Annotated in this window: 2 protein-coding genes (1 of these 2 running past the window's edge); both read left to right on the top strand. The window is 71.0% G+C overall.

Annotated elements, in window-relative coordinates; all coding sequences use genetic code 11:
- Window positions 1-2,692: the final stretch of an SDR family NAD(P)-dependent oxidoreductase gene (locus VFZ09_RS17905; RefSeq protein WP_414640714.1), read on the top strand. The gene continues 14,312 nt to the left of window position 1, outside the view; only the last 2,692 of its 17,004 coding nucleotides appear in the window; its start codon lies beyond the left edge, outside the window; its stop codon occupies window positions 2,690-2,692.
- Window positions 2,689-16,743 (top strand): SDR family NAD(P)-dependent oxidoreductase, encoded by a 14,055-nt coding sequence (locus VFZ09_RS17900; RefSeq protein ID WP_329728803.1) that lies wholly within the window; start codon window positions 2,689-2,691, stop codon window positions 16,741-16,743. The genes VFZ09_RS17905 and VFZ09_RS17900 overlap by 4 nt, the downstream gene beginning before the upstream one ends.

Genomic DNA, 16,743 nt, shown 5'->3' with positions numbered 1-16,743 from the left:
GGAGATCGCCATCGTCGGGGTGGCCTGCCGGCTGCCGGGCTCATCGACGCCGGAGGAGCTCTGGGCGCATCTGCGAGAAGGGCACGATCTCGTGAGCGAGGCACCCAGCTCGCGGTGGTCTCCCACGGAAGGGATGGATCCCTCGGGACGTACACCCGGCCACCGGTACGTGAACCGCGCGGGGTTCCTCGAGGACATCTCGAGCTTCGATGCGCTCTTCTTCCAGATTCCGCCCGCCGAGGCGGCCATCATCGATCCCCAGGAGCGATTGTTCCTCGAGGTGTCCTGGGAGGCGCTCGAGCGCGCGGGGGTGACGCGAGGCGCCATCGCCGCCGCTGACGGACGGGTGGGCGTGTTCGTGGGCGTCATGAACCACGGCTACGGGTGGTTGGGAGCAGAGCACGCCCTCCAGGGCCAGCCGAACAACGCGGACTCCGCGCACTGGTCGATCGCCAACCGGCTCTCGTACTTCCTGGACGCGCGCGGCCCCAGCCTCGCCGTCGACACCGCGTGCTCCTCGTCGCTCACCGCGCTGCACCTGGCGTGTGAGAGCCTGCGCCGGGGCGAGTGCGAGATGGCCGTGGTCGGAGGCGTCAACCTGATCATCCACCCGCGGCAGCTCTCGCGGCTGTGCTCGATGCGGATGCTCTCGCCATCAGGCACCTCGCGTCCCTTCGGACAGGGCGCGGACGGATTCGTCGATGGAGAGGGCGTCGTGGTCACCGTCCTCAAACCCCTCCGGGACGCCCTGGCCGCGGGAGATCGCATCCTCGCGACGATCCGCGGCACGGCCATCAACGCGGGGGGCAAGACGAGTGGCTACTCCGTGCCCAACCCCACCGCGCAGGGCAAGGTCATCGCCGAAGCGCTCGCGCGCGCCTCGGTGGATCCCGAGACGATCGGCTACGTCGAGGCACATGGCACGGGAACGGAGCTGGGCGATCCCATCGAGCTGCGAGGACTGGCGCTCGGGTACGCGCGCAAGCAGGGTCCGTGTTGGCTGGGTTCGCTCAAGAGCAACGTGGGCCACCTCGAGTCCGCCGCCGGGCTCGCGGGGCTGCTCAAGGTCCTGCTGCAGTTGGAGCACGAGGAGATCGCGCCCACCCTGCGTGCCCACCCGCCCAATCCCCACCTGAAGCTCGAGGAGACGCCCTTCCGGCTGCCCGGAGAGCCGACGCCGTGGGTGAAGCCCCTCTCGAGTGGCCAGCCCGCCCCTCGCCGGGCGGGCCTCAGCTCGTTCGGAGCCGGGGGGGCCAACGCGCACGTGATCCTTGAGGAGCCTCCCAGGCCGGACTTCTCGTCGTCCGTGTCCTCCCGGGAGCACGTGCTGATCACCCTGTCGGCGGAGAGCGAGGAGGCGCTCGTCACCCACGCGCACCGCCTGGGGTGCTGGCTCGAGGGGCTTGAGGAGTCGCAGCTGATGGACGTCGCGGGAACGCTCAACACCCGCCGCACGCCCCTCACCTACCGGGCGGCGTTCGTCGTCTCCAGCATGCGGGAGTTGCGCGAGCGGCTGCTGAGCTTCGCGGCGCGCGATGTCGTGACGCCCGAGCGAGGCCTTCGCGACGCACCGGCACTCACCCCAGGCTCGTTCGAGCACGCCGGGCTCAAGGACTGCGCCGCGCATTTCGTGCGGGGCGGCCGCGTCGATCTCTCACGCCTCCACCCTCGGGGCCAGTTCAGGCTGCTGCTGCCGCCGACCTACCCATTCACCCGTAGGAAGCATTGGCTCGTCCCCCCGGCGCGGCCGCTCTCCGTCGTCCCCGCGTCAGGCTGCGGACCGGCCCTCGCGAAGGTCGACTGGGTGGAGACGAGCGTGAGACTCCAACCGCCCTCGCGGCTGTTCACCGAGCACATCGTGGATGGAGTCCCCTCGCTGCCCGGAGCCTGGCTCCTCGCCTGCGCCACCGAGACCCTGGGCGGACTCTTCGCCACTGGACACGTGGGCATGCGTGCCTGGACGTGGTTGCGTCCCATCCACGAGGCCGACACCACGGGTCTCGTCGCCGAGATCCGCCGGACTGCGGACGACAGTGCCTCGCTCGAGGTGCGTTCCACGGCGGGCCAGGTTTTCGCGCGTGGAACCCTCGAGGCGGGCACACCGCCGACGGCGCGTCCGCCCAGGGCACCCTCTCGCGACGGCTCCCCGGCCAGGGCGTGGGTGCTCGGCGCGGAGGACATCTACCGCCGGTTCGACGGGCGTCGCGTCCGTTATGGCGGCTCGCTCCGGGTCCTCTACAAGTTGGAGAAGGTAGGTGCGGCCGTCATCGGTACCCTTCTCGTTCCGGCGGACGCGCCCTGCCCGAGGACCGCCCTGCTCGACGGCACTTTGCAGGCGTTGATCGGCTTCGAGCCCGACGGCCATTCGACGGCCGTCCCCTTCACGGCGGAGAGCCTCGTGTTCGGCGCGGTGGCCTCTGGCGAGCTCACCGTGACCGCCCAGCGGCGCACGGACGGCTCCTTCGACGCGACCGTCGTCGACGGCACGGGGGCGGTGGTGCTCGAGCTTCACGGTCTCGGAGTGCGCAACATCGCGGCCCCGGCCCCGGCCCGGCCCGGCCCCGAGCGTACCGAAGAGGTGCTCGCCCTCTTCACGCGCGGCACAATCGATCTCGACAAGGCAACAGACCTCCTGAATGCGCTCGCGGTGACGCGAGGCCCGGGGCGCACGAGGACGGTGGAAGGAACATGAAGAACCAGATCCGCGACATCCTCACCCACCTGGGTGAGGGACGACTCTCCATGGCCGCCGCGCGTGAGGCGCTCGACCAGCTCGCGACCGCCTCACTGGCCGCCAGCCCGGCCCTCTACGGTGATGCCTGGTCCGAGGCCCCGGCCCCCCCGCCCTACCAGGCCGCTGCGGCCCTGCTGCTGCTCGACGACGAGCCCACGCGCCGGGACATGCTCGTCAGGGCGTGCAACGGCATCAGGGTCGTGGCCGCCCCATTCGCCGGCTCCCACGCGGCCGAGGAGCAGCTCGGACAGGCTCCCTCGCTCGATGTCGTCATCGCTCCGCCCGTTCCGAGGCCGTCGGGCGTGGGAGCGGGTGCGGCCCACCTCCAGGACTTGTTGTTCGAGCTGGTCGAGCGCGTGCAGCGCCTCACGCGCGGCGGCGAGCGCACGTGCCGGGTGCTCATCGTCCTGCCCGATGTGCCCATCGCCCCCATGCTCCAGCGGGCCCTGGGCGCGCTCTCGCGAACGGTCCAGAGCGAACATCCCCTGTGCTCGCTCCGCGCCGTGATCACGGCCACGCCCGACTCGTCCGCGCTGTTGGCGGAGTTGATGACCGGGGACGTCGAAGTCCGGCAGCTCGCGGGACGCCGGCTGGTGCGCACACTCAAGCCGGTTCCGCCGCTTCCCACCCCGGAGTGGGCCAGCCTGGAGGGGCGTGTTGCCCTCGTCTCGGGAGGATTTGGCGCCATTGGCCGGCTCCTCGCGAAGGAGCTCGCCGGGTGCGGCATGCGCGTGGCCCTGGTGGGTCGGCATGTCGACAGCTCGTTCGTGGATCAGCGACGGCTCTGGGGCTTCACCTGTGACATCCGCGACCGCGAGGACGTCCTGCGCACCACGGAGGCCATCCGCCGGGAACTCGGTGGCATCCACATCGTCGTGCACGCAGCTGCCGCGCTCCAGGATGGGTTGCTCCGCAACGTCACGCGCTCGAGCTTCGACCTGGCCTTCGGTGCGAAGTTCCAGGGCGCGCTCCACCTGGCCGAGGCCACCCAGGCGGATGCGCTCACGCATTTCGTCGCCTTCTCGTCGCTCGCCGGCGTGCTCGGACACCTGGGACAGACGGCCTACGCGATGGCGAACGCGCTGCTCGATGGTTGGATCCAGACCCGGGCGGGAGATCCGCGGGGAACCCACTTCCTGTCGCTGGCCTGGCCCGAATGGCAGGGAGATGGGTTGCGGATGAGCACCGGAGCCGCGTCGCGGGCGCAGGGCCTCGGACTGCTCCCCATGCCCGGTGAAGCCGGGCTGGAGCTGTTCCATGCCTCGCTGGGGGCACAGGGACGCGCGTGGGCCGTTGCTTACGGAGACGCCTCGAAGTTCGGCCCGTACTTGCAACGGCTGGGCGCCGAAGCCCCCGTGCTGGTCACGAGCACGCTCGCTGCCCCGGGCGAGGCGCCGGAGGCCCAGGCCCGTGTCGAGCAGCGCATCGCGGAGGTGCTCGTCGCCCGCCTCGGGCTCGATCCGTCCGACGTGCGCGCGGAGAAGAGCTTCGACAGCTACGGCGTGGACTCCATCACGGCGGTCAACATGGTGGAGGACCTCGAGAGGGACTTCGGCCGTCTCCCCAAGACGCTCTTCTTCGAGTGGACGACGGCGCGCGATCTCGCGGTCCACCTGGTATCGACCCGGCGCGAGGCCGCCATGGCCCTCGTGGAGCCGTCCCGGCCGCCGCCCGCTCCGGAAGCGCGAGAGCAGCGCGTGGACGAGGCCGTGTCCCAGGAGCGGCCCGGACCGGTGGACGCACGGATGCCCATCGCCATCATCGGCATCGCGGGCCGCTATCCAGGATCTCCCGAGCTGGCGGTGTTCTTCGACAACCTCCGCGCGGGGCGGGATCTCGTCACGGACGTGCCCGAGGGCCGCTTCTCGCCTCCCGTGAAGCTCTCGACCGGGCGTGCCCGCGGGGGGTTTCTCGACGATATCGCTCGCTTCGACGCACGCTTCTTCGGCATCTCCGGGCGGGAGGCCGAGCGGATCGATCCCCAGGAGCGGCTGTTCCTGGAGGTCTCGTGGGAGGCCCTGGATAACGCGGCCATCACCCGCCGGGCCATCGAGCGGCTCAATGGCTCGGTGGGTGTGTTCGTGGGAGCGATGTTCGGGCACTACCAGCTCGTCGGCGCCGAGACCTGGGGCACCGAACGCCCGACGCCGACCGACTCCTCGTTCGCATCCATCGCCAATCGCGTCTCCTACGTGCTCAACCTGACGGGACCGAGCATGGCGGTCGATACCATGTGCTCCTCGTCACTGACGGCGATCCACCTCGCCGCCGAGTCCCTGCGCCGGGGGGAGTGCCGCATGGCGCTTGCCGGTGGCGTCAACGTGATGTCGCATCCCAGCAAGTACGTCCTGCTGGAGCAGGCCCACTTCCTGTCGACCGAGGGGCTCTGCCGTAGCTTCGGACGCGGTGGGAACGGCTACGTGCCGGGAGAAGGCGTCGGGGCCGTCGTCCTCAAGCCGCTCGCCGACGCCATGCGGGATGGTGACCAGATCATCGGGGTGCTGCGCGGCTCCTCGCTCAACCACGGGGGACGGACCAACCACTACACGGTTCCGAGCCCCACGGCACAAGCCCAGGTCATCCGCGACGCGCTGGCACGGGCGGACGTGGAGCCGGGGCAGATTGGCTATGTCGAGGCACACGGAACGGGGACCGCCCTGGGTGATCCGATCGAGGTGCGGGGCCTCTCCCTGGCGTTCGAGGGGGCGGAGCGCCAGCGGTGCGCGCTTGGCTCGGTGAAGTCGAACATCGGCCACCTGGAGTCCGCGGCGGGCATCGCGGGACTGACCAAGGTGCTGCTCCAGTTCCAGCACGAGACGCTCGTGCCGACGTTGCACGCGGAGGAAGAGAACCCGCTGCTCGAGCTCGAGTCCACGCCCTTCTACCTCGTGCACCGCGAGGAGCCGTGGCGCCGGTGGGGTGATGCACCCCTCCGGGCCTGTCTGAGCTCGTTTGGCGCGGGCGGATCCAACGCCCACCTGGTGCTCGAAGAGGCCCCGGCGCGGGTGCGGCCCTCCGTCGACGATGGCCGCCCTCTGCCCTTCCTCCTGTCGGCCCGGACCGACGCCGCGCTCGTCCGTGTGATGGAGCGCGCGATGGCCCGCTGCCAGGACGAGAAGCTGGCGCTGGTCGACATCGCCCACACCCTCGCGAGGGGCCGGGAGCACTTCGAGCGCCGCGTGGGCTTCGTCGCGAGCTCCCGGAACGAGCTCGTGGCGGCGATGCGCGCATGGCTGGCGAATCCCTCGGCCTCCACCGGGCCGAAGCGTGACGAGGATCTCTCGCTCCTCGCCCGTTCCGCGGAGCGGGCGGAAGACGCCGCGAGCGCGAGAAGAGCGCTCCAGGAACTCGTCGCGGCCTATGTGCGCGACAGCACCCGGGGCATCGATGACGTGATCCGAGGAGGCCGCCGGCTCGAGTGGCCGGCCTATCCCTTCATGGGGGAGCGCCACTGGCTCCAGACGTCAGTGCGGCCCCCGAGCACGCCCGTGCCCGTCCGGAGCGCGGAGCGGCCTGGAGATTCCGTGCACGAGTTCGTCCCGGTCTGGAAGGTGGAGGAAGACGCGAGCGTCGAGGAACGCCGCCGCGTCATGGTGATCGAACCGGCGCCGTTGTTGTCGCGAAGCCTCGCGGGACAGCATGAGCTCGTGTCTCCTGAGGAGCATGCCACCGCGGAGCTCGCTGTTGTGCGCCTGCCGATTCCGACGGATGACTCGGCCGACGCCGTCCAGGGAGTGCTGGGGCAACTCGAGGCGAGCCTCGACCGGTGGCCCGGCATCCGGCGCTGGCTCGTCGTGCCGGTGGCACCGGAGGCGTCGCGTCAGCGGTGGACGCTCGCGCTCTCCTCGCTCGCGAGAGTCATCGGACGCGAGCGCTCACGGGAGCTCGTCGTGGCCGATCTTGAGGCGCGCGGGCGCTTCGAGGCCCTGGGTGCGCTCGTCGCGGCCTTTGGACCGGAGCGTCGCTGGGGCCCGGCGGTGCGGGTCAAGGATGGTGCGCGGTGGACCCTGGGACTGAAGCCCCACGAGCCGCTCGGGACGGGGGCGCGCTTCGAGCTTCCCCGCGGCGGCCACGTGATCCTCACGGGAGGCCTGGGCGGAATCGGGCTCCATGTAGCCACCTGGCTGCGCCAACGCTTCGACGCCCGGATCCTGCTGCTGGGCCGCTCCGCACCCGGAGCGGAGGCCCTGGCGCGGCTGCGTGAGCTCGGAGACGATGCGCACGTGCGCTACGTCCGCTGTGACGTCTCGGATCGCACCGCTCTCGAGGCGGTCCTCCAGGAGGAGCGGAGACGCGTGGGCCCCTTCGCCGGGGCGTTCCACTCCGCCGGTGTCCAACGCGATGGGATCCTGTCCACTCTCGACGGCACCGCGCGCGCGGCTGTGCTCGCGCCCAAGATCGACGGGGCGCGCTGGCTCGACGAGCTCACGGCGAATGAGCCCCTGGAATGTTTCGTCCTGTTCGGCTCGCTCGCCATGCACCTCGGGGGAGTCGGACAGAGCGTCTACGCCGCGGCCAACGGGTACCTGGCGGGCTTCGCCCAGGAGCGCTTCGAGGCCGTACGCCAGGGGCGGCGCCGGGGAACGACGCTCTGCATCGACTGGCCCCTCTGGAAGGAGGGAGGCATGCGCGCCGACCCCGAGACGGAGCGTGCACTCGAGGAGCGGTACGGGTTGCGGCCCCTGCCGACGGGCGCTGGGCTCGAGGCGCTCGGCAGACTGCTCGCGAGCGGCCAGCCCGAGGTCGCCGTCGTCGCGGGGGAACGCGGACGGATTGAGGCACTGCTCATGGGCAGGAGCCCGGCGGATTCGCGGCCGGCTCCCGTAGCGCCCAAGGCCCCCTCCGCCGCCGAGGCGCCCCTCCTGGAGACCGTGCGGACCAACGAGCGGGACATCGTCGCCGCACTCCTGCGCCATGCGAGCACGTACCTGAAGATTCCTCTCCATGAGCTCGAACCCACCACGCCCTTCGCGGACATGGGGTTGGACTCCATTGGCTTGAAGGAGCTGGCCACCGTGCTCTCCAGCGAGCTGGGAATCGCCCTGGCCCCTGGAGCCTTCTTCGAATTCCAACACGCCGAGGAGCTCGCCCGGGCGTTCGCGGTCCCGATGGCCACGGCCGGTGGCGGCGCCGGAGAGCCGTCTTCTCCGTCCGTGCCTCGGGAGCCGGCCGTGCCTCTGACTCCAGCTCCGGTCCCCGCGTCCGCTCTCCTCGAACAGGAGGATGCGATCGCCATCGTGGGCGCCGCCGGCCGGTTCCCTGGCTCGGACGACCTGGAGGCGTTCTTCGCCCACCTGCGCGAGGGGAATGACCTCATCCGCGACGTCCCGGCGGACCGATGGAACGCCGAGGACCATCCCACCCTGCCCCGGCAGGGAGGGTATCTCGATGACGTTCGCCGCTTCGATGCCGACTATTTCCGGATGTCGCCTACCGAGGCGGCGCTGCTCGATCCCCAGCACCGCCTCTTCCTGGAGACGGTGATTCACGCGCTCGAGAACGGTGCCATCGCGCCGAGGACGCTCGCCGGACGCTCCGTGGGCGTCTTCGCCGGTGTCCAGTTCGACGATTACCGCTCGCTGGTGGCGGCCTCGGGGGTGATGCATCCGTTCGCTGCCACGGGCAACGCGCACGCGATGCTTCCGAACCGCGTCTCCCATTGGCTCGACATCCACGGGCCGAGCGAGGCGGTGGATACCGCGTGCTCGAGCGCACTCGTCGCCGTCGCGAGGGCCATCGACGCCCTGCGGACGGGGCGGTGTGAGCTCGCCATCGCGGGCGGCGTGAGCCTGGTGCTCTCGCCCGACACCGTCGCCGTGACACAGGCCATGGGCATCCTTTCCCCAGATGCCCGGTGCAAGGTGCTCTCGGCTCGCGCCAACGGTTACGTCAAGGGCGAGGGGGTTGGCGTCGTCGTGCTCAAGCCGCTGGCGAGGGCCCTGGCCGATGGAGATCCCGTGCGCGCCGTCATCCGGGCGGCGGGCGTGAACCACGGCGGACGCGCGAAGTCGCTTACCGCGCCCAACCCCAAGGCCCAGGCCGCCCTGCTTCGGATGACCTATGAGGCCGCCCAGTGCGATCCGGCCTCCGTGGGTTATCTGGAGCTCCACGGGACGGGAACGGAATTGGGAGATCCCATCGAGGTCGAGGCCATCCGGACCGCGCTGGGAGACGGCGCTCCCGAGGGGCCCGTGTGCTGGATGGGCTCGGTGAAGAGCAACATCGGCCACCTCGAGCCCGCCGCGGGAATCGCGGGGCTCCTCAAGGCGATGATGGCGCTCGAGCACGGAGAGATTCCGCCCTCCCTCCATTCCTCGCCGCCAAATCCGTACCTGCAGTTGGCGAAGACTCGCTACCGCGTCGCGGAGCAGCTCGTGCCATGGCCGCGCCCGCCCGAGGAGAATGGGAAGCCAGGGGTGCGTCGCGCGGGCGTGAGCTCGTTCGGGTTCGGTGGAACCTACGCCCACGTCCTCCTCGAGGAGGCGCCCGCCACCTTGCGGCGGGAACGCGCGGACATGCCCGGCTTGGCGCTCTTCGCGTTCTCCGCAAAGTCGGCCGAGGCGCTCCTGTCACGGGCCTCCGGGCTGCTGCGCTTCCTCCGGGCCCACCCGGACGTCCCGATGCTGGACGTGGCGACGACCCTGGCCATGGGCCGCGACCACGATGACTTCCGGGCCGCCATCGTCACCTCCACGCGCGAGGAGCTGGAAGGAGCGCTTGAGGCCCTCGTCCACGGTACCCGGCACCCCCGCCTCCTCTCGGGGGCGCCCCGCGAGACCTCTCCCGTCCTCGACGAGCTGCACGCACGACTCCCGGAGGAACTCGCGGCGGCTGCCGGCGAGGTGCGCTCGCGCAAGCTTCTCGCGCTCGGGGACCTGTACACCCGGGGCTACAAGCTGCCGAAGGCGCCCTTCTCCGGCAGACGCATCCGCCTGCCGGGCTATCCGTTCGCGCGGACGCCCCACTGGGTGGATGTGCCCGCCCCCAAGCGGCAAGCGGTGAAGAGCGTACAACCCCCCGCGTCGGCGCGGGCCCCCGCACGCCCGGAGACCGGAGGACCCGAGCTCGTCGTGGCCACGCCCGTGTGGCATGGCGTGCCCCCGCCTCCCCCCACGGCGCGGAGGCCGGGACGCGTGCTGGTGGTGCACGCTCCAGAGCACGCGGAGCTGGCCCGGGTTGTCGCGGGCCGGCTGCCCGGAGCCGAGGTCTTCTTCGTCGACCACTTCGACCCGGTCTCCCTCGATTCCGCCGTGTTGCAGGCACGCGCGCCCACGAGCGTGCTCTTCCTCTCCGGGTTGGATGCCACACCGCTCGTCTCGCTCGGCGAGGCGGAGCTCGCGAACAGCCAGCGCAAGGGCATCCACGCGCTCTTCCACCTGGTCAAGGCGCTGCACCGCTACGGCTTCGAGAGCGAGCCCCTCGAGCTGCGGGTGCTGGTGAACGATGTGGAAGGCGCATCCGCCTCCACCGCTGTCGGGTCCTCGAGCCTCGTGGGCTTCGTGGGTTCCCTCGCGAAGGAGCACCCCGCGTGGTCGGTGGTGTGTGCCGACGTCCCCTGGGCGGAGCTCGTGGAGCCCGAGGAGAGGGCCGAGCGTCTGCAGTCCTTCCTGGACGAGCCCGCGGATCCACAAGGCGCCCTCACCCGTCTCTCCGGACGCCTGCGCCTGCGGCGCGCCTGGCGGATGCTGGACATCCCCGGGGGCGAGGCCCGCTGTGGGTATGGAACGACGTTCCTGCTCGGAGGCGCGGGAGGGCTGGGGCTCGCGTTCGCCGAGCACCTCGCACGGCAAGGGCCCGCACGCATCGCGCTCGTGGGCCGCAGTGAGCCCAATGCGCGGGCGAAGAGCACCTTCGAGCGGCTGCGCGGCCAGGGACATACCGTCCTCTACCTGCGCGCGGATGCCCGGGATCGCGCCTCGCTGGCGGGAGCGATGGCCCGGGCGAGGGCCGAGCTCGGTCCGATCGACACCGTGGTGCATTCCGCGCTCGTGCTCAGGGATCGTACCCTGCGCTCCATGGACCTGGAGACGCTCGAGGACGTGCTCTCGGCGAAGACCAGGACGGGCATGGCGCTCCTCGAGGCCTGCCGCGCGAGCCCGCCCAAGCGGTTGCTCTTTTTCTCTTCCGCGCAGGCCACGCGCGCGGATGGCGGGCAGGCGAACTACGCCGCCGGATCGACGTTCATCGACGCGCTCGCACGCGCGGCCGAGACAGAGCTCCCGGCGACCCGCGTCGTCACGGTGGACTGGGGGTATTGGGGCTCGGTGGGCGTCGTGGCGAACGAGGCCATTCGCGATCGGCTCGCCCGCCTCGGAATCGGCTCGATCGAGCCTGAGGACGGATTCGGCGCGTTGGATCGGCTCGTCTCGGCGGGCATTCCCCGGGCGCTCGTCGTCCGCGCGACTCCCCAGGCGCAGGGGCCGCTCGGCATCGAGCCCCCACAGTCCGGGTCGCGCACGGAGTGGGTGCCGGCCCCACGCCTCGTGGAGGTCGTGCACGCACTGCCCGAGGAGATCCGCCGCTTCGAGAGCCGCGACGCGGAGGCCCAGGCGGCCCTCGGCGCGTTCACGCGCGCGTCGCTCCGCCGCACGTTCCAGGCGGTGCTGCCGGGGTTCCGCAACCCGGACGAACTGCGCGACCGCATCACCGTGGCTCCGGCGTACGAGCGTCTGTGGGCGTGCATCGCCTCCATGCTCGCGAGGGGCCCGGAGTTGGAACCGGCGAAGCACGAGCTGCTGTCGAGGTTCCCGAGCCTCACGCCCCATGTCGCGCTGCTCGAGGCCACGCTTCCCCAGCTGCCCGAGGTCCTGTCGGGACGCCTCGATCCCGCCTCGGTGCTCTTCCCGGGAGGCTCGGCGGACCTCCTGGAGCGGGTCTACACGGGCAACCCCGTCGTCGACCATGGCGGGCGGGCCATCGCGAACGTGGCCAGGGCGCTCGTCGAGGCGCGGGCGAAGGAGCGACCCGTGGTGCTGCTCGAGATTGGCGCGGGCACGGGAGGAACGAGCCGGCACGTCCTCGAGGCGTTGCCCTCGGGGCTCCCGTGGACGTACCGCTACACGGACATCTCCCACACCCTGCTGACGCGGGCCCGGTCGCGATTCGGACGCCCCGACGGCCGCGTGCTCTTCGAGCGCCTGGACATCGAGGCTCCGCCCTCCCCTGAGCTGGAGGGGACGGCCGACATCGTCATCGCGACCAACGTGCTTCACGCGACGCGCTCGCTCGCGGTCACGCTCTCCCATGCCGCCCGCTTGCTGCGGCCCTCCGGCGTCCTACTCCTTCAGGAGGTGACCACCGATCTCGAGTTCGCCACGTTGACCTTCGGCCTGACGCAGGGCTGGTGGCAGCACGAGGATGTCGCGCTTCGTCAGCCGGGTGGGCCCCTGGCCAAGGCGTCCACCTGGCGGGCGTTGCTGGAGTCGAATGGTTTCGCCTCGGTGGTCGATGTCACGCACGATCATCCCTCCCTGGGAGGCCAGCGCGTGCTCGCGGCGGAGCGCCGGTTCGAGACGGGAGGAGTGGCCCAGGAGGTCAGACGTCCGGAGCCCCTGGCCACGCCCCCCCATACGGACGTGCGGGTGCCTGCGTCCTCGCCATCGAGTGGCTCCCCCCCGCCCCCAGGCAACATGCGGGGCGAGGTGATCGAGGCCATCGTGAACACGCTCGCCGAAGCGACACGCTTCCCTCCGGAGCGCTTCGCCCTCGATCAGCCGTTCGTGGAGCTCGGCATCGACTCGCTCCTCGCCGTCGACGTCATCACGCGCATCAACCGCGCGCTCGGGACGAGCCTCCGTGCCACGGACCTCTACAACTTCGGCCATGTGAATGCCCTGGCCGACCACCTCCTGAGTGGCACGGTGAACCTCCCGCCCCGGCAGGAGGCCGTGCCCGCCCATGCTCCCGCTCACGAGCAGCCACCCGCCGTGCCGGTGAGCCCGGTGAGCAGCGAGAACCCAGCACCCCGGGCGCCTCCTTCCGGCGCACGCGGTGACGCCCCCATCGCCATCATTGGCATCTCCGGCCGTTTCGCGGGCACGAACAGCGTGGAGGAGTTGTCGCGCGCCCTCGGCGAGGGACGCGTGCTCGTTGGACCCAGGCCAGCCGCCCGAGGCGAGGGGAACGGGGCCCGCCATCCCGCGGGCTACCTCAACGACGTGGCCCGGTTCGATGCCCGGTTCTTCCAGATCTCCGGACGCGAAGCCCTGCTGATGGATCCCCAGCAGCGCCTGCTGCTGGAGGAGTCCTGGAAGGCCATCGAGCATGCCGGGTATGCGGTGGCGGAGCTTCGTGGCCGCGCGTGCGGCGTCTTCGTCGGCGCCTTCCCGGGAGACTACCGGGAGCTCCTGCGTCAACGGGAAGGCGCGCAGCCCGAGGGCTACCTGCTCACGGGCAACTCGGAGGCCATGCTGGCGGGGCGCGTCGCGTATGCCCTGGATCTGCACGGCCCGGCCGTGACGCTCGACACGGCGTGCTCCTCGTCGCTCGTCGCGCTCCACCTCGCCTGCGAGAGCCTGCGCTCCGGCTCGAGTGAGGTGGCGCTGGTCGGTGGCGTCACCCTCTTCTCGACGCCCCAGTTCCACGAGCTCGCGACCACGGCGGGGATGCTCTCTCCGGAGGGCCGGTGCTTCACCTTCGACGCCCGCGCCAACGGCTTCGTGCCCGCGGAGGCCGTCGCCGTCGCGGTCCTCAAGCCCCTGGAGCGCGCGCTCGCCGATGGAGACAACATCCTGGGCGTCGTGCTGGGAAGTGAGATCAACCAGGACGGCCGGACCAACGGCATCACCGCCCCCAGCGCCACGTCACAGGCGGAGTTGATACGGCGCGCGCACCGGCGGGCGGGGGTCACGAGCGAGACCATCGATTACGTCGAGACGCATGGCACGGGAACGCGGCTGGGAGATCCCATCGAGGTGAGCGCGCTGCTCGACACCTTCGGTGCCTCGCCCCGGGCCCACCCCTGCGTGCTCGGCGCGGTCAAGGCCAACGTGGGCCACGCGCTGCCCGCCTCGGGGCTCGTGAGCCTGGCCAAGGTCCTCACCGCGTTCGAGGCCGAGCGCATCCCCGCGCAACCCGGATTCGAGCGGGAGAACCCCCTGCTCGAGCTGCCGCCATCGACGTTCGTGATTCCCAGGACGAACCAGGCCTGGCCCCGGACGCACACGGCCCGACGGCGGGCCGGCATCAGCGCCTTTGGCTTCAGCGGGACCAACGCCCACGTCGTCCTCGAGGAGGCGCCCCCTCGCGAGCGCCCCTCGGCGGGCCCCGAGGTGTTCGAGCTCTTCGTGTCGGCCCGGACGGGGACGGCGCTCGTGAAGCGCCTGCGCGACCTGCACGCCTTCGTGTCGGGCCGGGACGGGTTCGAGCTGGCGGACCTGTGCTTCACGGCCAACCGGGGCCGGGAGCACTTCGAGCGCCGGACCGCGTTCGTGTTCCGCTCGCGCGGCGAGCTGTCTCGGCTGCTCGAGCAGGCCCTCGCGGCCTCCGCTCCCGAGGGGAAGCTTCTCGCCGGCGAGGGGCTCGAGAACGAGAGCCAGAACGCCCGCCGTTACATGGAAGCGGTACCGTGCAGGTTCGACCGTATCGCCGGCCGCCGCATCCCGCTGCCCACCTATCCCTTCGAGGGAGAGCGCTACTGGGCTTCGGTCCGGCGCCTCGTCCCCGAGGCGGAGCAGGCGGTGCGCGAGGTGCCCTCCTCGCCCATCGCCGCGGTGCTCTCGGATGCGGACGCCCTCATCGCGCGAGGCGCGGAGCTGCGCGCGCTCGAAGGGCCGTTCCAGGCGCTTGAGGTCAGCGCCCGGCGTGCGCTCGCCGCCATGCTGGTGTCCATGGGGATCCTCGACGCGCGGGCCCGTCCGGTGGAGCGGATTCTGCGGGAAGCGGAGATCGCCCCCGCCCACCACCGGCTGGTGCGCTTCCTGCTCGAGACGCTCACCCGGGCGGGGCTCGCCACCCACACGGCCGAGGGCATTGCCTCCGGCCCGGCGACCATCCCGACGCTCGCGCAAGCACGGCTCGAACTCACCGCGCTCGATGACCAGCACACCGCCATCCGGCCCCACCGCGCGCTCCTCTCGGCGTGCCTCGACGCCTATCCCGAGGTACTCTGCGGCACGAGGGATCCCGTCAGCGTGATGTTCCCCGAAGGCTCGACCCAGCTCGTCGAAGGGGTCTACCGCGGCAATGCCGTCGTGGATCATCACAACGCGCTGGTGGCCTCCTTCGTCCGCAGTGCCGTGGAACGCCTGGGAGCCCGGCGGGTGCTGGAGGTGGGAGCGGGCACCGGAGGGACCACGTCCGCCGTCCTGCCGTGTCTCGACCAGGTCTCCCTCCCGGGCGGGTTCGAGTATGTGTATACCGACATCTCGAGCCACTTCCTCCGTCACGGCGAACGGGCCTATGGAAACGGACGCCCGTACCTGCGTTTCTCCAGACTCGACATCGAGACGGACCCCGAGCCGCAGGGCTTCGACTCCGCCGGGTTCGACGTCGTGCTCGCCACGAACGTGTTGCACGCGACGAAGAACATCGAGGTCACGATGCGCCACGTCCGGCGACTGCTGCGCCCCGGAGGACTGTTGATCGTGAACGAACTCGTCCGGCGCGAGGACTACGCGACCATCACGTTCGGCCTGACGAAGGGCTGGTGGGCCTATGAGGACGAGGAGCGCCGCATCCCGGGCTCTCCCCTGCTCGCGCCCCAGGCCTGGACCCGGCTGCTCGGTGCCCTGGGCTTCGAGGGCATCCAGACGGCGAGCCGTCTCCCACCGGAGGCACTCGCCGCGGCGGTGTTCGTGGCCTCGGCGCCCTCCCGTCCGCGGGAGCCAGTGCCGCCCACGCTGCCACGCACGGAGCGCGAGGCCCCGGCCGCTCCGCCTCCCGCGGCGATGGCGAGCCCGGAGGACCACGCGTTCGTCCGTGCGCAGCTCTCGGAGGCCCTGATGATCCCCGAGAGCCAGATTGGCGATGACACCCCTTTCGCCACACTCGGTGTCGACTCGCTGGTGTCCACACAGGTGCTCAAGCCCTTGAGTGAGCGCTTCGGGCCGCTCCCGCCCAATCTCCTCTTCGAGCAACCCACGCTCGCGGAATTGGCGGCCTTCCTCGCCGCCCGGGGCACGGACGAGAAGCCCGCCCGGGTGGAGGTCTCCGGCACGCAGGCCGATGAGGTGCTCTTCCAGCGTGTCCGGCGGATCACCGAGGCCGAGCCCCGGCACGAGCTGGTGCGGTTGGACGCACAGCGTCAGGTGGATGTCTATTCGATCGGCTCCGGGCAGCCCCTGGTCCTGCTGCCCCCGCTCAACACCCACCCGGTCATCTGGCTGGCGCAGATCGAGGGCTTCGCCGCGGATCGCCGCATCGTCATCCCCTCGTATGCCGGACACGGCCGGAGCTCCTTCCACGCCGACCGGGCGTCCTTCACCGGCTGGACGCGCGATCTGCTCCAGGCGCTCGAGCGCACCGGGGTGAATGCCCCCTTCGACCTGGTCGGCTGGTCCTTGGGAGGCTGCTTCGGGCAGCTCCTCGCGAGCGAGCACCAGCCGAGCATCCGTTCCCTCACGCTGGTGAGCACCGCCATGCATTTCGCCGAGGCGTATCAATCCAAGGCCCCCCACATCGCCGAGGAGCTGACCACCCACCAGGACACGTTGAGGGATCTCTTCGGACGCGACGTCGACACCGCGAGCCTGCTCCAGGCGAGTGCGTCGCGAGAGGCGCTCGGGGCGTATCAGGCCGCGCTCGCGAGCTTCGATACCCGGGAGATGGCGCGGCGGATCTCCGCGGCCTCGCTGGTGCTGGTGGGCAACCGGGATGGCGTCCTCTCCCCGGATCATGGACGGGCACTCGGCTCCGTGCTGCCGAGCGGAGAGCTCGTCGAGCTCGACGGAGCCGGACACTTCCTGCCCTTGACCGCCGCCGCACGGACGAATCGACTCCTGGTGCAACATCTCACGCGTACGCGGGAAGGACTCGCGGGCGCGGTGTCTCCCCTTGCTGGACAGAGGTAA

The sequence above is a fragment of the Archangium sp. genome (assembly GCF_036277355.1).
Classification (GTDB): Bacteria; Myxococcota; Myxococcia; order Myxococcales; family Myxococcaceae; genus Archangium.
This window is presented reverse-complemented; position numbering and strand designations above follow the sequence as displayed.